Source organism: Bacillus sp. FSL W8-0645 (genome assembly GCF_038007905.1).
GTDB classification, from domain to species: Bacteria; Bacillota; Bacilli; order Bacillales; family Bacillaceae; genus Bacillus; species Bacillus pumilus.
This window is the reverse complement of sequence record NZ_JBBOYC010000001.1, coordinates 2,525,830-2,545,164: the sequence shown is the minus strand read 5'-3', so window position 1 is coordinate 2,545,164 and position 19,335 is coordinate 2,525,830. Positions and strand designations below refer to the sequence as shown.

The window sequence follows — 19,335 nt, the reverse complement described above, 5'->3', positions numbered from 1 at the left end:
CTTGATTTTTTCCCAAACTGTACATGCTAAAACAGAGCCTGTTTCGCGCTCGAGATTGAATTTGTACAGGGGGTTTTTCGTTTGAGACAAAAATGGCAAAAAACGATCGCATTAGTGCTTCTTCCTATTGGATTAACGGCATGTGGTGCAAATGACAATGCAGGTGTAGATACACGACATAATCAATCAGGTCAGCCAGTCGGATATCATTCGAATAACCGTGCGGATGACAATAACCAAGATCATCAAGGGCCAGTTTCAGAGCTCATGGAGGGAATGAACGGTGGGAATACAACGAATGTTGATTATCGAACCCGTCCTCAAGCTGATGATCGAACGCCTCTCGCAGGTGGAGATGGACGCTACAGTCATGGAGATATGAACTATCATAACCAAATGTCGTTCTCTGGCTACGATAAACAAGAGAACGTGCAGCGTTCAAGAAAAATCGCCAATCGCGTCAATAAAATGAACCACGTTGCAGACTCACAGGTGATGGTAACTGATGAAAGTGTGTATATTGCCATTAAATCAGATGGACGTCTAACGTCAGAAGGCGTATCACAAGTGGAAGAAGCAGCGACTCGTTATGCGGATGGAAGAGCTGTCCAAGTGATTAAAGACGAGGGTGCTTTCACACGCTTTAGAGATATGAGAAGAACACAATTTGAAACAGGTCAAACAGGCATGACTCGATAGGTTGAAGAATAAAAAAGGCTAAAGTTCCTCAAGAACTTTAGCCTTTTCTTAAAAATAAACCTTAATGCCTATATAAAATTCGTAAAAGAAATAACAGCCAAATCCAAGTAATAAAATACCAGCAATAATGGATGTCCATTTGATCATCGTTCGATTCATCACTTTTCTTGTTAAGGATATAAGGGTGAGAAGACCGATGTCATGAAGGAGAATCCCTGCCAAAATACCGCCTGATGCCAGCATAAATTCAGATGAATCTGTTTTTGTATATGCATCTGCCAGTACAGCTCCGAATACAGAAACCCAGAACACAAGGTTTCCAGGAGACACCGCAACAAGCAAGCCGTTTCTGTACGTTTTTGCGAAAGATTTATTGACTTTTTCGCCAGCTAAATGGATGTCTTGATCCGCATGTTTAATGGAATCGTATGCGAGAATCATTAAGAATATAGCTCCGATCAGCCAGAGCGGGATTTGGACAAATGGCAGTGATAAAAACTGAGCAAATCCAGCATATAAAGCCAAGATTAGTAGGAGATCGATGGTCATACCGCCTGCTCCTACAGTTAAACCATGAAAGAAGCCGTTTTTTAATCCCTGTTTTGTCATTTCAACCGTGATCGCTCCAACTGGCAGAGCAATTGAGAATCCTATGACGATAAATGTGAGAAATGTTTGCAATCGACTAGAACTTCCTTTGAAAAAGTTTGTATAAAAATTCTCCGTTTAGATTAATTATACATAATAGGAGAAAAGGATCAATGGTTATTTCAGATTTTATCTAAATGTTTGGGATAGATGATGTATATAAAGGTGTATATCAAGCTGGCTTTATCTCTTTTGTAGTGGAAAGGAACTATTTTCCTAAAACTTCTTTTTTTCATGTCATCTCTATGCTACACTGTTGTGGAAATGAATAAATGTGACTAGGGGTGCCCGCGGCTGGGCTGAGAGAGAAGTGTATGCTTCTTAACCCTTTGGACCTGATCTGGCTCGTACCAGCGTGGGGAAGTTGAAGATGATACATGTGTCATATGAATGACATTCATGTTTATTTCTAACGACGAAACCAGGTTCTGTTCATAGAGCCTGGTTTTTTTTGCTGGTGCTGATTCCATCCTGTCCGGTGACAAGAAGAGAAGGAGAGAACAGCAAATGAAAGAAAAGAAAAATATCCCAACAACTCAATCCTTATTATCAAGCTTTGAAGGCAGCCGAAAGGTGTATGAGAAAGGGTCAAGACCTGACATCTTAGTGCCAAAAAGAGAGATTGCCCTCTCACAAACGGTGACGCAGGCAGGAAATATTCAAAATGAACCGATTCGTGTGTACGATACGAGTGGACCTTACACCGATGAGCGTGCTCATATCGATGTTACAAAGGGGCTTCATCGTCTGAGAGCGGCATGGATCGAAGAAAGAGAGGATACAGAAAGCTATGAAGGACGTCATGTAAAACCTGAAGATAACGGATATCGCTCCAAAGAGAAAGCGTCACATCATCATGTTCTTACTGATTTTCATCATGAGCCGCTTCGCGCAAAAAAAGGTGCCTGTGTGACGCAAATGCATTATGCAAAAAAAGGTATTGTGACGCCTGAAATGGAGTTCATCGCGTTAAGAGAAGGGCTAAGCCCTGAGATCGTGAGAGAGGAAGTAGCCAGCGGAAGAGCGGTCATTCCAGCGAATATTAACCATCCTGAAAGTGAACCGATGATTATCGGAAGGCATTTTCATGTCAAAATCAATGCGAACATTGGTAATTCAGCTGTGACATCATCCATTGATGAAGAAATTGAAAAAATGACTTGGGCCATCAGATGGGGTGCAGACACCATGATGGATCTGTCTACAGGAAAGGACATTCATACAACAAGAGAATGGATCATACGCAATTGTCCAGTCCCAGTAGGCACCGTTCCCATTTATCAGGCGCTTGAAAAAGTGAATGGCGTGGCAGAAGATTTGACGTGGGACGTGTACAGAGACACGTTAATTGAACAAGCAGAGCAAGGAGTAGACTACTTCACGATTCATGCGGGAGTGCGGTTAAGGTATATTCCGCTGACAGTCGATCGGGTGACCGGAATTGTTTCAAGAGGCGGTGCCATTATGGCAAGATGGTGTCTTGCCCATCATCAAGAAAATTTCCTTTATACCCACTTCGAAGACATTTGTGAGATTATGAAAACGTATGATATTGCTTTTTCACTTGGAGACGGACTCAGACCAGGATCAATAGCTGATGCCAATGATGAAGCGCAGTTTGCAGAGCTGGAAACGTTAGGTGAATTGACAGAGATCGCTTGGAAACATGATGTACAGGTGATGATTGAAGGGCCTGGACATGTTCCAATGGATAAAATCAAAGAGAATGTAGACAAACAAATGGAGATTTGCAAAGAGGCACCATTTTATACATTAGGACCTCTTACAACAGATATTGCTCCGGGATATGATCATATTACATCTGCTATCGGCGCAGCTATGATCGGCTGGTATGGGACAGCGATGCTATGCTATGTGACGCCAAAAGAGCATTTAGGTCTGCCGAACAAAGAAGATGTAAGAGAAGGTGTGATTGCCTATAAAATTGCTGCACATGCTGCTGATCTAGCAAAAGGACATCCTGCTGCTCAAAAGCGCGATGATGCTTTATCGAAAGCAAGGTTTGAATTTAGATGGCGGGACCAATTCAACCTGTCACTTGATCCAGAAAGAGCGATGGCGTTCCATGATGAAACATTGCCTGCTGAAGGCGCTAAGACTGCCCATTTTTGCTCGATGTGCGGACCGAAGTTTTGCAGCATGAAAATTTCCCATGATATTCGCAATCAATCAGAAGAAGTGAAAAAAGAGATGGAGAAGAAGGCGAAGGAGTTTATCAGCCAAGGAAGTCAAATATATTCATCCTAAAAAAGAACCTCGCACGCATGTTGTGCGGGGGGTTATCAGATCGCGGATAAGGCTTTTCTTAAGAGGTGGAAAAATGCCTTTAATGCAACCCCTATCATATCCAGACTCGGAATGAGGGCATCTGTTAAATGAAACACGACTGTTTGTCTTTCTGGAGATGTTCGTTTCTTTTTCCGTTTCATAAAGAAAACCTCCTTTTTAAAATAATATACTTCTTTGCAAAGAAGAGGGATAGAGATGTTGTTTGAATTTAAACAAAATTTAAACTTCTTGTGTTTGACAGGAAAGAAGGAGGGGAAACGAGTTGAGTAGAGAATGAATGAAAAGAGCCGATCTATTTGGCAAGCTAACAAGAGAGAGTGGAAGGTGATCTTATGATGAAAGTATTTAAGGTAACATTTCATATGAACAATGGGGAAGTGCTTGATTTCGAGCTAAAACGTCCAGCTACCTATGATGTGTATAAGAAAATTGAAGAAGCCAATCATTGGTTTAAGCTGAATAACGAAATCATTAACTTATTAAATGTGAATAGCATCCATGTTGAAACAGATTGACACAGAAAAACCGCTCAGTGAGAGCGGCTTCAGCGTGTAGACAAACCCTCGCATTCGGTGTCAGGTCTGCGCGCTGGTGCTCACGAATGTTCAATTCGCTCCGCGCCAGTGCTCGTCCTTCCTAGACTGCAAAGGCTTTCTATCACGCTGAAAAGAAGACAAAGTGCTAAAATAAACATCATTTTAGCACTTTGTCAACAATCTAAAGCCGCTCAGTGAGAGCGGCTTTCATTATGCAGAGAAATCATTCCGATTATTAAGCTGACCGCGGGACAGCCAGTTCTTTTTATATAAATAAGCAATCACTTCAAGCCATAGACGCGGTGCTTTTTTCGGGAAAAAAGGTTTTTGATAATAAGCGTAAGCGGCTTTTAAATCATCCCACTGATGGCAAGCTTTTGTTTGTGTGAAACGGGCAACATCGATGACCCTGACCTGTCCTTCCTTTGTTAAGATCAGATTCCTCAGATGGATATCAGAAGGATTCAATCCTTTCTCGCGTGCTTCTTCTAGCGCATCATCGACTTGCTCAATCATTTGTTTTTTAATAGGAATCCCCTTTGTGAGGCATTCATAGAATGTATATCCTTTAATATATTCCATTAAAATATACTGATCCCCAGATTCATAAATCTCAGGGTAGTAAGACGAACCAGAGAGCTTTTCATAAATAGCGGCTTCTTTGCGGGAAATATGCTGATAAGAAGGGAAAAAGACTTTTAGCGCCATTTTCTTGCCGTCTTTTTTGTATGAAAAGACATAGGCACTTCTTCCTTTGCCGCACAGCTCAAGCTCTGCCGGTTTAAAGGCAAGCTTATGAAGACGTTTATCCTCATGATACTGAATCGATTCGGCTAATCTTTTGACTTCTGACATTGACTTCACCTTCTTTGGTTTCAGTTTATGCGGCTGAAAAACGAATGATGAAAAAACCGAGCATTCGATAAAGCAATGGATTGTATAAAACATACCATTTACGAATGAAGGATACAACGAAAGACTCTTCCCATATATTCATGTCATCGATTTGGTTAATGTTTAGAAAAATGGGTCAAACTACATATGTCATGCATCGATCTCATGTTCTAAAGAGGTGTAAATAGTGAAAGTGAAGATGAAATGTTTCGTTACAGGACTTATCATGACAAGTGTGCTTTTTTTCGCTGCGGATATGGAAGGAAAAGAACACTTGCAAAAGCAGTCAAACTCGATCACCGTGCAGCTTGAAAAAGTCTATCTAGACGGAGATGTGAGTATTGAAAGACACCGGGCATCATTAGAAGACAAAGACACATTCTGGTCGCAGTATAAAGGCTGGACGCTAGTAGAGCAGAAAGAGGATTTTGCGCTTTTTAGAAAGCAAATTGATGATATCTCTCCATTAAGTAAAGCAAATGGATATATCGGATTATCAGAGGACGGTGTGATTTCTACGTTTCATGGAAGGCCTGACAGCTGGGCGGAGCCCATTCATCTCTTTTTTCAAATTGATACGTCCCGTTTAGAAAGTCATGTGGAGGAGCAGCTTCAGCAAGGCATTCCTTTTCGAACAAAGGATGAATTTGAGCATGTGCTTGAAGTCATGAAGCCTTACCGAAATGAAATATCGTTTTAAAGCGTATAACAGCTTGCTGGTGTGAAGGCCGCAAGCTGTTTTTCGTAGTGTCATCGTAAAAATGCATTGAGCGAACGTATGTTAACTTTTATTGCGGTTTTCTTCTCGATTTATGTTACAATGAAGAACAGTCAAAGAGGTGAAAACGGTGATAGAGTTTGTAAAAGGGACCATTGATTATGTGTGCCCGCAATATGTTGTCATAGAAAACGGCGGAGTGGGATATCAAGTCTATAGCCCAAACCCGTTTATCTATCAAATAAATAAACAAGAAACGATTTATACGTATCATTACATAAAGGAAGACGCTTTTTCGTTATATGGATTTCAAACACGAGAAGAAAAAGCGCTGTTCACAAAACTGTTAAATGTCACAGGGATTGGGCCGAAGGGGGCTCTAGCGATTCTTGCTTCCGGTGATCCAGGCGCTGTCATTTCAGCGATAGAACGTGAAGATGAAGCGTTCCTGATTAAGTTCCCTGGTGTTGGCAAAAAGACAGCTCGCCAAATCATTCTCGACCTAAAAGGAAAGCTAGCTGATGTCGTGCCCGAAATGATTGGCAACCTATTTAATCACGAGGACCATATTCAGGTCGAAACGCAGCAAACGGCATTAGACGAAGCGCTTGAAGCCTTAAGTGTTCTCGGATACGGTGATCGCGAAATTAAAAAAGTTCTTCCATTGTTAAAAGAAGAAAAGAATCTCACAACCGATCAATATGTGAAAAAAGCTTTACAAAAAATGTTGAAATAGGGTGATGTCTCATGGATGAACGGCTCGTCTCAACTGAAGCAGACAACCATGAATCAGCCATTGAGCAAAGTCTGCGGCCACAGACACTTAGCCAATATATCGGTCAGCAAAAAGTAAAGGATAACCTCAGCGTGTTTATTGAGGCTGCCCGGATGAGGCAGGAAACACTCGATCATGTCCTTTTATACGGACCGCCTGGACTCGGGAAAACAACGCTTGCGTCGATTATTGCCAATGAAATGAATGTTCAGCTGCGTACAACATCTGGACCAGCGATTGAACGTCCTGGTGATTTGGCGGCGATTTTAACGTCTCTTGAGCCAGGTGATGTGTTGTTTATAGATGAAATTCATCGCTTGCAGCGCTCAATTGAGGAAGTGCTTTATCCGGCCATGGAGGATTTTTGTTTAGATATCGTCATTGGCAAAGGAGATACAGCACGCTCTGTACGGCTTGATTTACCGCCATTTACCCTTGTAGGTGCCACGACCCGCGTCGGGCTTTTAACAGCGCCGCTTCGTGACAGGTTTGGGGTACATGCAAGATTGGAATACTATGAGCAAAGAGATTTGGCTCACATTGTTTCAAGAACAGCCGAGCTGTTCGAGATTGGGATCGATCTTCGCTCAGCCGAAGAGATTGCAAGACGTTCCCGCGGTACGCCGAGGGTTGCCAACCGTCTGCTCAGAAGAGTAAGAGATTTTGCGCAGGTGCTTGGGAATCATGCGATTACCGAGGACATTGCGGAAGATGCCCTTGAGCGCCTTCAAGTCGACAAGCTTGGTCTTGATCATATCGATCATAAGCTGCTTTTAAGTATGATTGAAAAATTTAGAGGCGGTCCTGTTGGGCTTGATACGATCTCAGCGACAATTGGAGAAGAATCACATACGATTGAAGATGTGTACGAACCGTATTTACTGCAAATTGGTTTCCTGCAAAGAACACCAAGAGGACGGGTCGTCACAAGAGAAGCGTATGAACATTTTCAAATGGAGGTTCCGATTCGTGACTGAATTCCCTAAAATATTGATGATTTTAGGTGGTGTCCTTTTTGCCGCAGGATTAGTATTTCAATTGGTTGGTAAGCTTCCAGGTGATATTTTTGTGAAAAAAGGAAATGTGACGTTCTTTTTTCCTGTGATCACATGCATTGTCATTAGCATCGTGCTCACGATATTACTTAATATCTTTGGACGGATGAAATAACGTTAACTAGTTAACTACAGAATAGGTGAAGGAAATGAAGCTAGAACTATTTGATTTTGATTTACCAGAAAGATTGATTGCACAAGTACCGCTTGAAAAACGAGATGCATCAAGACTGATGGTCTTAAACAAACAAACGGGTGAGGTGACACACGATACATTCTCACAAATCACCGATTATTTTCAAACGGGTGATTGTCTCGTTTTAAATAATACGCGCGTTTTGCCGGCACGTTTGTTTGGAATGAAAGAGGATACAGGTGCAAAAGTTGAACTTCTTCTCTTAAAACAAGAGGAAGGCGATAAATGGGAAACACTTGTAAAACCAGCCAAACGGGTGAAAAAAGGAACAGTTATCACCTTTGGTGATGGACGGCTTCAAGCGGTATGTACAGAAGAATTAGAACATGGCGGCAGAAAAGTTGAGTTTCAGTATACCGGCATTTTTTATGAAGTACTTGAATCCCTCGGTGAGATGCCGCTGCCTCCTTATATTAAAGAGCAGCTTGACGATCGTGAACGCTATCAAACGGTGTATTCGAAAGAGGTTGGCTCCGCTGCTGCTCCAACTGCTGGTCTTCACTTTACAAACGAGCTGCTGGATGCGCTGAAAGCAAAAGGTGTGCACATCGCATTCATTACACTGCACGTGGGGCTTGGTACTTTTCGTCCGGTCAGTGCAGATCGTATTGAAGAACACGAAATGCACGCAGAGTTTTACGAAATGAATGAAGAAACAGCGGCAGAGCTTAATCGCGTTCGCAAGGAAGGCGGGCGGATTATTTCAGTGGGGACAACGTCAACGAGAACGCTAGAAACCATTGCAAGTGCGCATGATGGCGAATTCAAAGCGTCAAGCGGCTGGACGTCAATCTTTATTTACCCAGGCTATACATTCAAGGCAATTGATGGTATGATCACGAATTTCCATCTGCCCAAATCCTCGTTAATCATGCTTGTCAGCGCATTAGCTGGACGAGAGCATGTCCTAAAAGCGTACAATGAGGCTGTAAAAGAGGAATACCGATTCTTCAGCTTTGGCGATGCCATGCTGATTCAATAACATCATACAACAAAGACAGGAGGGCTCATTTTTGTCGCAATTACCGATACGTTATGAGTTCATTAAATCATGCAAACAAACAGGTGCACGACTAGGGCGCGTTCATACACCGCACGGCTCCTTTGACACACCTGTATTTATGCCGGTAGGTACACTGGCTACAGTCAAAACGATGGCGCCTGAAGAATTAAAGGCAATGGAAGCAGGCATCATCTTAAGCAATACGTATCACCTATGGCTTCGTCCAGGTCATGACATTGTGAAAGAAGCAGGCGGCCTGCACAAATTTATGAACTGGGATCGAGCGATTTTGACCGATTCAGGCGGATTCCAAGTATTCTCTTTGAGTGAATTTAGAAAAATTGAAGAAGAAGGCGTCCACTTCCGTAATCATTTAAATGGAGATAAGCTGTTCCTTTCTCCTGAGAAGGCCATGGACATCCAAAATGCGCTTGGCTCTGATATTATGATGGCATTTGATGAATGCCCACCATATCCAGCAGAATACGATTATATGAAACGATCTGTAGAGCGGACAAGCAGATGGGCAGAACGCTGTCTAGAAGCGCATCAGCGTCCAGAGGATCAAGGACTGTTTGGAATTGTCCAAGGCGGAGAATACGAAGAGCTTCGCAAACAAAGTGCACAAGATCTGGTTTCACTTGATTTCCCAGGCTACGCCATCGGAGGCTTATCTGTTGGTGAACCAAAAGATGTGATGAACCGTGTACTCGAGTTCACAACGCCATTGTTACCAACAGACAAGCCAAGGTACTTAATGGGTGTCGGCTCACCAGATTCCTTAATTGACGGTGCCATTCGCGGTGTAGATATGTTTGACTGCGTGCTGCCAACGCGAATTGCCAGAAACGGTACGTTGATGACAAGCGAAGGACGTCTTGTTGTGAAAAATGCAAAATATGAGCGTGATTTCAGACCAATCGATGAAAACTGTGACTGCTACACATGTAAAAACTACACACGCGCTTATATTAGACATTTAATCAAAACAAATGAAACGTTCGGAATTCGATTAACAACTTATCATAATCTTCATTTTCTGTTAAAATTAATGGAGCAAGTGAGAGAAGCTATCCGTGAGGATCGTTTAGGTGATTTTAAAGAAGAGTTTTTTGAGCGTTACGGCTTTAACGAACCGAATGCGAAAAACTTTTAACGCATAAACGAAAAGGCTTTACAATGCTTTAGAAAGGGGTGAAATAGAATGGATGGTGGTATGGGTTCAATCATTATGATTGTTGTCATGTTTGCTGTGCTTTACTTCTTATTAATCCGTCCACAGCAAAAGCAACAAAAAGCTGTGCGTCAGATGCAGCAATCTTTATCAAAAGGCGATAAAATCGTCACAATCGGTGGTTTACACGGTGAAATCGACTACATTGATGAATCAAAAGTGGTCATCAAAACAAGCGAAAACAACCGTTTAACTTTCGATCGACGTGCTATTAGAGAACTAGCTGACAAAGGCTAATCCTCCGATACATAGCCATAAAAAAAAGAGCGATATATCCGCTCTTTTTTTATTTGCCTCGAAGATTGACGCCAATCATTCCGCCGAGCATACAAATTCCTAGAAATGCCCCATGATAGATGAACTGCTCTGGTGAAAAGGTTTCTCCAAACCCTAAATATTGAAACAAAAATACAGTGAGAGAAAAGATCATAGAAGTGATCGCACCAATGAGCCAGCCGCGCTCCTTTGCTTTTCCTCCAGAAATGATCCCCCCTAATAAAAGCGCCACAAAGGACAAAATCATAATCATCCATTTAAACGATGATTCCTGCATACTTGTGAAGGTAAGCATGAGCGATACAAGTAAGCTTGTGGCAATCATCACGATAAAAATGGCCATTAAGCCGGATAAAATCCCTTTTCCGATTTGTTTCGTTTCCTGCATGTGATTCGTCTCCTCTCCAATTGACCGAAGCTTGTCTTTTACTAAAATGTATTCACTATGAAGAAAAAATAGACATGTTTCTCACGATAAAAACAGAGGCTTTCTTTTCTACATAAATAAAGGGTTTTGACACAAGCTATGTTAGAGAAGGAGGGTTTACATCACATGCAGGACATCTTGATTATCTCCATGAGAACAATCATTTTATATTTTCTTATTTGGTTTATTTTTCGGTTAATGGGCAAGAGAGAAATTGGCGAATTGAGTATTTTAGATCTTGTCATTTTTATGATGATCGCAGAAATTGCGGTTCTCGCCATAGAAGAAGTCGAGGATCACATGTTACATACGGTATGGCCGATCCTGCTGTTAACCTTCATTCAAATCACACTCGCCTACCTCTCATTGAAATTCCAAGGTGTCCGGCGCTTTCTTGACGGTAAACCGGCCCTGCTCATTATCAATGGGAAAATCGACGAGGGTGCGATGAGAAAACAGCGATACAATTTTGATGACCTGCTCATTCAATTAAGAGAAAACAACATCGATAGCATTCAGGATGTGTCTTACGCCATTTTAGAGCCATCTGGAAAGCTTGCGGTCGTTGAAAAAGAAAACAAGCACACACACGGAGCGCTTGAGCTGCCACTTATTGCTGATGGCGTTGTACAGCACGATCATTTGAAGCAAATTAATCAAAATGAACAGTGGCTGAAAGATGAGATTGCCAAAAGGGGCTATCATGAAATTGATCAGATTTCCTACTGTAGCTTTAATCAAAAGACATTTTATATTGATTTGAAAGATGAAGTGATCAAGAAGACATGAGCTAAAGCAGTTTCCCTATAAACGGGATACGGCGAAGCTCTTCTCGCTTCACTAGCCCTAGACAGATTAATAGAATGACATACAGCGCGCACGTAACAAAGATCAGTATCACAAGCTCAATCGGGGCAGAAAAGAGCCCATTTACTTGAGATTTCAGCCAAAGGCTGACAGCCCCAGTGCCGATGATCACAAGAACGCATATCCCATATTCCTTCATTGGTAAATGAATAGGCAGTACTTTACCGACAGTTGCCGCATGAAGCAGCGTGACAAGGACGATGCCGATTAATATTGCAAGTGCTGCCCCCATAATGCCAAAGCCCGGCTGTGAAGCAAGGACAAAAATCATTCCTGTTTTCACAACAGCACCTATCAGACTATTTGTCATCGCCGCACCAGCTAAATTGAGTGCTTGCAAGACGGCTTGAAGCGGCCCTTGAAAATAATATAGAAGGAAAAATGGTGCCATGAATTTTACATAAATAGCCGCATGCGATGAACCATACATAAAGAGCGTTAAATCTTCTGCGTAAACGAAAAGAATAATACAGGAAATACCTCCGCTGAGTAGACAAAGACGCATCGCCTGCTTCAGCCTGTATTCGACCGTTTTGCGTTTGTTCTGCTCCATTCCTTCACTGATCGCTGGGACCAGTGCAGTGGAGAGAGAATACGTAATAAAGCTAGGCAGTGTCAAAAGGGTTAGCGCAAGACCAGTCAACTCTCCGTACTGTCTTGTTGCCTCGACAGCCGCATATCCAGCAATGGCAAGACTTTGCGCGACAACTATCGGTTCTAAAAACCACGAAATATTCCCGATAAAACGGCTGCCTGTTGTTGGCAGGGCAATACTCATCAATTGCTTAAACGTGTCCTTACCGTCATGAATCGCCTTAAAAAATCGTTTTCGAATACGAATGGTCTTTTTATAACGAAAGGCAATCAGTAAATAAGCAAGTGAAATCATCTCTCCAATAACAGATGAAATCATCGCACCTGCTGCCGCATATTCAATCCCATAAGGAAGGAAAGCTGTTGTACATACTGCCACTAGAGAAATTCTTGCAACCTGTTCCAGTACTTGAGATATGGCAAGCGGGCTCATTTGCTGTCTGCCTTGAAAATACCCTCTTAGCACACTGGAAATGGCGATGACTGGGACAACGGGCGTAATGGCAAGCAGTGGATAGACCGTTCTAGGATCTGTCAGCATATTTTCTGCCATGATGGGTGCAAACCATAAAAAGAGCGGCGTGAATATCAGGCTGAGTGTCCCTGTTATCGCAAGGGACATGACAAGAATACGTTTTGTTTTCTGTTTGTCACCCCGGGATTCTGCTTCTGCGACAAGCTTGCTAATAGCGACAGGCAGTCCGAATTGTGTGAGCGTCACAGCGAGAAAAAAGGTAGGAGCAGCCATCATATAAAGCCCGACTCCTTCTTCGCCAATGAACCTTGCAATGACAATTCGATTGACAAAACCCAATATTCTCGTGATAAAACCTGCTAAAATTAAAATAATTGTCCCTTTTAAAAACGTTTGCTTCGTCAAATCAAAGATCACCTGCCTTCTCAAACGACATAGAATCATATACAATAAGATATGCGTGTATATCGTCCAAGCATGACAAGTCTCTCGATAAAAACTGAAAAGGGGGAGCATCCCATTGACACAACATCCGGCTGCAATTTACAAAGACCATTTAAAGCCTTTTCTGTTCAGTAAGCTTGAAGAATTCATCGTTTTGGGCTATAAAGATGTAGATTTAGAGGAATTATGGTCATACTTAGAGAATAAGAAGTGGAAGAAAAAACAAGAGTATCCGATTCATGAAATGGTTGCAGATATTTTATCTGTGAAAATTGGCGAATTTATGAACTATGCAACCGTTCAGTCGTTTAAAACGTCTGCTTTTTTGGACAGTGAAGATGGCAAGAATATGCTAGATGAACTGTTGAAATAAGCCATCTTAATGGATTCAGGTGTTTAAGGAGGAAATACATAATGAAAAAAGGGCGCATTCTTGCGTTTTTCTTAGTGGTTCTGTTAATCGGAACTGGCGTAGGCTTACTAACAAAGCCTGTTGCGAAAGATATGACGCTAGGGCTGGATTTGCAGGGTGGATTTGAAGTCCTATATGATGTACATCCAGTGAAAAAAGAGGATAAAATCACAAATAGTGTCCTCGTCAGTACAGTGGAGGCTTTAAACCGAAGAGCCAATGTGCTAGGTGTAAGTGAGCCGAACATCTCGATTGAAGGCAACAATCGTATCCGCGTGCAGCTTGCGGGAGTAAAAGATCAAAACAGAGCTAGGGAGATTCTTTCCACTGAAGCACAGCTATCCTTCAGAGATACGAATGATAAAGAACTCCTTAACGGGGCTGACCTGGTCGAAAACAGTGCAAAACAAACATTCAGTCAAACGAATGAGCCAATTGTGACGGTTAAACTAAAGGATGCGAAAAAATTTGGTGACGTCACAAGAAAAGTAGCGGCGATGGCGCCGAATAACCAGCTTGTCATTTGGCTTGATTACCACAAAGGAGATTCCTTCAAAAAAGAAGTCTCAAAATCAAACCACAAATATGTCTCTGCGCCGAATGTGAATCAAGAAATTAACAGCAGTGACGTGCAAATTGAAGGGAAATTTACTGTTCAAGAGGCAAAGGACCTTGCAAGTATTTTAAATGCCGGGGCATTGCCAGTGAAATTAACAGAAAAATATTCAACATCTGTGAGTGCACAGTTTGGTGAACAAGCACTGGACGAAACAGTGTTCGCAGGAATTGTAGGAATCGCATTTATCTTCTTATTCATGCTGCTTTATTACCGATTACCTGGTCTTATCGCTGTCATCACACTTTCAGCTTATATTTACATTACGCTTCAAGTGTTTGACTGGATGGGTGCAGTCATGACGCTGCCTGGAATTGCGGCATTGATTCTAGGGGTAGGGATGGCTGTTGATGCCAACATTATTACTTATGAGCGGATCAAAGAAGAGCTCAAGCTCGGCAAATCAGTCCGTTCTGCTTTCAGATCAGGGAACCGCCGATCATTTGCAACCATCTTTGATGCAAACTTAACAAGTATTATTGCCGGCGGCGTGCTGTTCTTTTTCGGGACAAGCTCGGTAAAAGGATTTGCAACGATGCTCATCCTATCGATTTTAACTAGCTTTATCACAGCTGTCTTCCTATCAAGATTCCTTCTCGGTCTTCTTGTTGAAAGTCGCTATCTTGACCGAAGAAAAGGCTGGTTTGGTGTTCGTCAAAAAGACATTATGAACATTCATGAAACAACAGAAACCACCGAGCCAAAAACGCCATTTGATAAGTGGGATTTCGTCAGCAAACGTAAAGGATTTATGATTTTCTCAGCTACTATCACCATTGCGGGAATCATCGTTCTTTCCATCTTCAAGCTGAATGCGGGAATTGACTTTACAAGTGGAACTAGAATTGATATCCAAAGTGATCACAAGCTGTCAACTGAACAAGTCGAGCAAGACTTTAAAAAGCTGGACCTTGAGACAGACAGTGTCGTGTTATCGGGTCAAAAAGAAAATCAGGCAGCAGCGAGATTTGTCGGTGTGCCGAACAAAGAAAAGATTGCTGAAGTGAAAGATTACTTCAAAGATAAATACGGAACGGAGCCGAACGTAAGTACAGTGTCTCCGACTGTTGGGAAAGAACTTGCCCGAAATGCATTATATGCTGTCATCATTGCTTCAATCGGGATCATTTTATATGTCTCCGTTCGATTTGAATATAAAATGGCCATTGCAGCGATTATTTCACTGCTGTATGACGCATTCTTTATCGTGGCCTTCTTTAGTATTACGCGTTTAGAGGTGGATGTCACCTTCATTGCGGCGATCCTCACAGTCATCGGATATTCGATCAACGACACGATCGTCACCTTTGACAGGGTTCGTGAACAAATGAAGAAGCGCAAACCAAAAACGATTGAAGATCTATCGTACATTGTGAACTTAAGTTTACAGCAAACCTTTACGCGATCTGTCAACACGGTATTAACCGTACTTGTCGTTGTGATCGCACTGCTTATCTTTGGATCAGCGTCAATTACAAACTTCTCCATCGCCTTACTTGTCGGTCTGTTAACAGGGGTGTACTCATCTCTATATATCGCAGCGCAAATTTGGCTCATGTGGAAAGGCCGCGAGATGAAAAAACCGGCGAAGATTGATACTGAGCAAGATATTTAATTGAGTGAGACTGCCCAAGCGGCAGTCTTTTTTCTTTAGTTTTTCCGGAAATAAGACGATTCGAAAAAAAAATCGGGTATCATTGATCTTGAAATGGTCTTTTGCTATAATGACATACGTTTAGACCAGTATAGAAAGCAAGTGTCCGTTTGAGGCATTTAGCTTTATTCATTGAAGGGGCTGTTATGAAGGTTCGGGAAACTGAACTGCCAGGTATCGGTCACAAAGCCGAAATGATCACAAAAAATAATGAGAAGCTTGCCATCATTACACACGATGACGGCAGGAGAGAAATGTATCATTTTCAAGAGGACGATCATGAAGAATCTATTTCTGGTATCTTGCTAAACGATGAAGAAGCAAGTCAAATTGCAGCAATCTTAGGCGGCATGGTATATAAGCCGAAAGCGTTTGAAACTGTAGAAGTAGCCATTGATGAACTGATGATTGAATGGTTTAAGATTGAAAAGAATGCACCAGCTGTTCAGCAAACCATCGGTGACCTGAGTGTCCGCCAATATGATCAAGTAACAGTCATCGCTATCGTGAGAAAATCATATGAGAAAATGTGAAATCCAGGACCTGAAACGGTCATTGAAGAAGGGGATACCCTTGTTATTTCTGGAGCTAAGACAAGAAATAAAGAACCTCATTAATGAAAAACTCAGCAGCTAATTCATGCCCATGCTGATAGATTTTCTTCCGCTCATTTCTTTCTGTGTTTAAAAAGGACAATAAAAAGGGAAGAATAAAAGAAAAAGCTTGGGGGATATGTAGATGAACAAACAACAATGGACCATCATACTCGCATTTATTTTCGTATTAATTGTCTCAGTATTTGCCGTGATCAATGTGCGGCCAGTGCAAGTTGACTACTTATTTGGATCGGCTGAATGGCCGCTGATTCTTGTCATTATTGGTTCTGTGCTCATGGGCGGACTCATTGTGGCTTTTGCAGGGATCTTCCAAATTGTGAAACTAAAACGTGAACTAAAGGCTTTAAAAGCTGAGCGTGCAGCCGCACCTGCACCTGTTGTTTCGAATAAAAAGGTCGACAAAGACGTTCAAAAGAAACCGAATGTGACGCCTTTAAAAGAACAGCCAGCATCATTTGACCGGAAGGAAAAATAATCTTCCAGCACAATTTCATAAAATAAAAATTGAAACCCCTCAGGCCACTCTAGTATAATAGTGTGGTTGAGGGGTGAATTTATGTTATTATCCAAAATGCGCTGGGAATATGAACATCCAAGCGAAGAAAAAGTGAAATCACTCTCTGAAAATCTGAATATTTCAGCGCTGACTGCATCGCTTCTTGTAAAAAGAGGACTCGAAGAAGTAGAAGAAGCGAGGTCTTTTTTATTTGATCAAAAAGCCGAATTTCATGATCCATTTCTATTAAAAGGAATGAAAGAAGCAGTAGAGCGCATCAACAAAGCGATCGAAGAGCAGGAATCGATTGTGATCTTCGGAGACTATGATGCGGATGGTGTGACAAGTACGTCTGTGCTTTTACATACATTAAAAGAGTTGTCTGCGAAAGTAGACTTTTATATTCCAGATCGATTTAAAGAAGGCTATGGGCCTAATGAACAGGCTTTTCGATATATCAAAGAGCAAGGCGCATCGCTTGTCATCACCGTCGATACAGGCATTGCAGCTGTAAATGAAGCACGTATTGCAAAAGAAATAGGGTTAGACCTGATCATTACAGATCATCATGAACCAAGTGAGGAGCTTCCTGAGGCACTTGCGATTGTCCATCCTAAGCAGCCGGGATGTGAGTATCCGTTTAAAGAACTTGCCGGTGTAGGCGTAGCGTTTAAAGTGGCGCATGCTCTTCTTGGAAAGCTGCCAACTCAGCTGTTAGATCTTGCGGCAATTGGGACAATAGCGGATCTTGTGCCGCTTCATGATGAGAATAGATGGCTCGCTAAAAAAGGGCTTATGCAGCTTAGGCAGTCGAATAGACCGGGGCTGAAGGCGTTATTAAAAGAAGCAGGTGCTACTCTTGAAGAAGCAAATGAGGAAACGGTCGGCTTTCAAATTGCGCCAAGGCTGAATGCTGTAGGGCGAATTGAACAGGCCGATCCAGCTGTTCATCTTCTCATGACAGAGGATAAGGATGAAGCAGAAGAACTCGCTCGTTTTGTACAAGAACTGAATAAAGAACGTCAAAAAATTGTGAGTACGATCACAGAAGAAGCCATTCAAATGGTGGAAGAGACAGGTGATGACCAGTCTGCAATCGTTGTAGCGAAAGCTGGCTGGAATCCGGGTGTTGTCGGAATTGTTGCCTCTAAATTGACGGATAAATTTTCTCGTCCGGCGATTGTGCTTGGAATAGATGAAGAGACGCAAATGGCAAAAGGATCAGCGCGGAGTATTCCTGGCTTCGATCTATTTTTCCATTTAAGCAAATGCCGCGACATTCTGCCGCATTTTGGCGGGCACCCGATGGCTGCGGGTATGACACTTCGGGCGGATGATGTTCCTTTACTAAGGGAAAGATTAAATCAATATGCGAATGAAACGTTGACAGAAGAAGATTTTATTCCGATTCAGCGGGTTGATGCTGTATGCAAGGTAGACGAATTGACGGTTGAAGCGATTGAAGAAGTGGGGATGCTGTCACCATTTGGCATGCAGAATCCAAAGCCGTTCATCATGATTGAAGATGTGAGACTTGAAGAAATCCGAACAATTGGAGCAAATCAGAATCATATTAAAATGTCTCTGAAAGATGAAGATAAGCTGCTTGACTGTGTCGGTTTTCATCAAGGTCAATTAAAAGAAGAAGTTGTCACAGGTAGCCGCATTTCCGTCATTGGTGAAATGTCCATCAATGAATGGAATAACCGGAAGAAACCACAGCTCATGCTAAAAGATGCCCGAGTAGATGAATGGCAGCTGTTTGATTTGCGCGGCAAAAAGGATTGGGAAAAGACCATCTCCACGCTTGATCCAGAAAAATATGTGGTGGTCTGTTTTGACGAAGAAACAAAACAGGATGTCAATATCCCGATTCATCATGTCCATGCAGAAAATGTTTCAACATTCGATGTAGAAGGCAAGTATGTCGTCTTTGCAGATGTTCCTGCAGATGAACACTTGCTAAGGCAGCTGTTAGAAAACCAAAAGCCAGCTAGAGTTTATACGGTTTTCCAAAGAAAAGAAGATCATTTCATGTCCGCTTTCCCTAGCCGTGATCAATTCAAATGGTTTTATGGATTCTTGTTAAAACGAGGAAGTTTCCCTCTCAAGGAACAAGGAATGGAGCTTGCGAAACATAGGGGCTGGACAAAAGATACAATGATTTTTATGACAAAGGTGTTTTTTGAACTTGGTTTTGTTAAAATAGAGAATGGTGTGCTGTCAATAGTACGTGATGCCCCTAAAAAAGATTTAACAGCATCAGCATCCTATACAGCAAAACAACGATTGATGGAACTCGATCAAACACTAACATATTCCTCAGCCAAAGAGCTGAAGGAATGGCTGAATAGCATGATGAGCGAAGTCTCACCTGTGCTTTGACGTA

The 19,335-nt window shown here is 42.1% G+C and carries 20 protein-coding genes, 1 pseudogene and 1 riboswitch; of the genes and pseudogenes, 16 read left to right on the top strand and 5 right to left on the bottom strand.

What is annotated here, in order from left to right; translation table 11 throughout:
- Positions 1 to 81 precede the first annotated feature (81 nt).
- Positions 82 to 699, top strand: coding sequence for a YhcN/YlaJ family sporulation lipoprotein (locus NST39_RS13115; RefSeq protein ID WP_113767490.1), 618 nt, complete (start codon positions 82 to 84; stop codon positions 697 to 699).
- A gap of 48 nt (positions 700 to 747) precedes the next feature.
- Here the strand turns inward: NST39_RS13115 and NST39_RS13110 are convergent, their stop codons facing one another.
- The gene (locus NST39_RS13110; RefSeq protein ID WP_113767489.1) at positions 748 to 1,380 is read right to left on the bottom strand and encodes a LysE family translocator; all 633 of its coding nucleotides are present in this window, start codon (positions 1,378 to 1,380) and stop codon (positions 748 to 750) included.
- 237 nt (positions 1,381 to 1,617) lie between these two features.
- A riboswitch (TPP riboswitch) is annotated at positions 1,618 to 1,726 on the top strand.
- A gap of 128 nt (positions 1,727 to 1,854) precedes the next feature.
- Between NST39_RS13110 and thiC the strand changes: the two genes are divergently transcribed.
- Positions 1,855 to 3,615, top strand: a complete 1,761-nt coding sequence (gene thiC, locus NST39_RS13105; RefSeq protein ID WP_126740764.1) for a phosphomethylpyrimidine synthase ThiC — start codon at positions 1,855 to 1,857, stop codon at positions 3,613 to 3,615.
- Between the two features lie 35 nt (positions 3,616 to 3,650).
- Here the strand turns inward: thiC and NST39_RS13100 are convergent, their stop codons facing one another.
- Positions 3,651 to 3,797 carry a hypothetical protein gene (locus tag NST39_RS13100; protein ID WP_003216600.1) on the bottom strand — a complete coding sequence of 49 codons (147 nt, stop codon included), beginning with the start codon at positions 3,795 to 3,797 and terminating at the stop codon, positions 3,651 to 3,653.
- Between the two features lie 192 nt (positions 3,798 to 3,989).
- Here NST39_RS13100 and NST39_RS13095 point away from each other — a divergent pair, with 192 nt between their 5' ends.
- Positions 3,990 to 4,172 (top strand): hypothetical protein, encoded by a 183-nt coding sequence (locus NST39_RS13095; protein WP_003216799.1) that lies wholly within the window; start codon positions 3,990 to 3,992, stop codon positions 4,170 to 4,172.
- A 231-nt stretch (positions 4,173 to 4,403) separates the two neighbouring features.
- On the opposite strand, the gene NST39_RS13090 is transcribed toward NST39_RS13095, so the two are convergent.
- Positions 4,404 to 5,048 carry a protein kinase family protein gene (locus tag NST39_RS13090; RefSeq protein ID WP_341028742.1) on the bottom strand — a complete coding sequence of 215 codons (645 nt, stop codon included), beginning with the start codon at positions 5,046 to 5,048 and terminating at the stop codon, positions 4,404 to 4,406.
- Between the two features lie 238 nt (positions 5,049 to 5,286).
- Between NST39_RS13090 and NST39_RS13085 the strand changes: the two genes are divergently transcribed.
- From NST39_RS13085 to yajC, 7 genes are all read left to right on the top strand, one after another.
- A complete protein-coding gene (locus NST39_RS13085; protein ID WP_185107331.1) occupies positions 5,287 to 5,787 on the top strand; it encodes an intercompartmental signaling factor BofC in 501 nt (166 codons plus the stop codon).
- Between the two features lie 148 nt (positions 5,788 to 5,935).
- Complete coding sequence (gene ruvA, locus NST39_RS13080; RefSeq protein ID WP_044140019.1) at positions 5,936 to 6,541, top strand: Holliday junction branch migration protein RuvA; 606 nt, start codon at positions 5,936 to 5,938, stop codon at positions 6,539 to 6,541.
- Between the two features lie 11 nt (positions 6,542 to 6,552).
- The gene (ruvB, locus tag NST39_RS13075; protein WP_050943663.1) at positions 6,553 to 7,557 is read left to right on the top strand and encodes a Holliday junction branch migration DNA helicase RuvB; all 1,005 of its coding nucleotides are present in this window, start codon (positions 6,553 to 6,555) and stop codon (positions 7,555 to 7,557) included.
- Positions 7,550 to 7,750: a DUF2905 domain-containing protein gene (locus NST39_RS13070; protein WP_012010741.1), complete on the top strand. Its 201-nt coding sequence runs from the start codon at positions 7,550 to 7,552 to the stop codon at positions 7,748 to 7,750. The genes ruvB and NST39_RS13070 overlap by 8 nt, the downstream gene beginning before the upstream one ends.
- Positions 7,751 to 7,784: 34 nt before the next feature.
- Positions 7,785 to 8,813, top strand: coding sequence for a tRNA preQ1(34) S-adenosylmethionine ribosyltransferase-isomerase QueA (gene queA, locus NST39_RS13065; protein WP_044140021.1), 1,029 nt, complete (start codon positions 7,785 to 7,787; stop codon positions 8,811 to 8,813).
- A gap of 31 nt (positions 8,814 to 8,844) precedes the next feature.
- Positions 8,845 to 9,990: a tRNA guanosine(34) transglycosylase Tgt gene (gene tgt / locus NST39_RS13060; protein WP_044140022.1), complete on the top strand. Its 1,146-nt coding sequence runs from the start codon at positions 8,845 to 8,847 to the stop codon at positions 9,988 to 9,990.
- Between the two features lie 48 nt (positions 9,991 to 10,038).
- Positions 10,039 to 10,305 (top strand): preprotein translocase subunit YajC, encoded by a 267-nt coding sequence (gene yajC, locus NST39_RS13055; RefSeq protein ID WP_003216659.1) that lies wholly within the window; start codon positions 10,039 to 10,041, stop codon positions 10,303 to 10,305.
- A 49-nt stretch (positions 10,306 to 10,354) separates the two neighbouring features.
- Here yajC and NST39_RS13050 read toward each other — a convergent pair whose 3' ends face one another.
- Entirely contained in the window at positions 10,355 to 10,732 is a 378-nt protein-coding gene (locus NST39_RS13050) for a TIGR04086 family membrane protein (RefSeq protein WP_044140023.1), read from the bottom strand.
- A 165-nt stretch (positions 10,733 to 10,897) separates the two neighbouring features.
- Between NST39_RS13050 and NST39_RS13045 the strand changes: the two genes are divergently transcribed.
- Positions 10,898 to 11,560, top strand: coding sequence for a DUF421 domain-containing protein (locus NST39_RS13045; protein ID WP_044140024.1), 663 nt, complete (start codon positions 10,898 to 10,900; stop codon positions 11,558 to 11,560).
- Position 11,561: 1 nt separating this feature from the next.
- Here the strand turns inward: NST39_RS13045 and spoVB are convergent, their stop codons facing one another.
- Positions 11,562 to 13,112 (bottom strand): stage V sporulation protein B, encoded by a 1,551-nt coding sequence (spoVB, locus tag NST39_RS13040; protein WP_341028735.1) that lies wholly within the window; start codon positions 13,110 to 13,112, stop codon positions 11,562 to 11,564.
- A gap of 115 nt (positions 13,113 to 13,227) precedes the next feature.
- On the opposite strand from spoVB, the gene NST39_RS13035 reads away from it, so the two are divergent.
- The 5 genes and pseudogenes from NST39_RS13035 to recJ all read left to right on the top strand — a co-directional run bounded on the left by NST39_RS13035 (position 13,228) and on the right by recJ (position 19,331).
- Positions 13,228 to 13,524: a post-transcriptional regulator gene (locus NST39_RS13035; RefSeq protein ID WP_003216788.1), complete on the top strand. Its 297-nt coding sequence runs from the start codon at positions 13,228 to 13,230 to the stop codon at positions 13,522 to 13,524.
- Positions 13,525 to 13,565: 41 nt separating this feature from the next.
- Positions 13,566 to 15,794: a protein translocase subunit SecDF gene (secDF, locus tag NST39_RS13030; protein WP_003216337.1), complete on the top strand. Its 2,229-nt coding sequence runs from the start codon at positions 13,566 to 13,568 to the stop codon at positions 15,792 to 15,794.
- 185 nt (positions 15,795 to 15,979) lie between these two features.
- Positions 15,980 to 16,469: pseudogene (locus NST39_RS13025) on the top strand (cation:proton antiporter regulatory subunit).
- 102 nt (positions 16,470 to 16,571) lie between these two features.
- The gene (locus NST39_RS13020; protein ID WP_144469243.1) at positions 16,572 to 16,925 is read left to right on the top strand and encodes a LapA family protein; all 354 of its coding nucleotides are present in this window, start codon (positions 16,572 to 16,574) and stop codon (positions 16,923 to 16,925) included.
- Between the two features lie 81 nt (positions 16,926 to 17,006).
- A complete protein-coding gene (recJ, locus tag NST39_RS13015; RefSeq protein WP_217012248.1) occupies positions 17,007 to 19,331 on the top strand; it encodes a single-stranded-DNA-specific exonuclease RecJ in 2,325 nt (774 codons plus the stop codon).
- Positions 19,332 to 19,335: the final 4 nt, after the last annotated feature.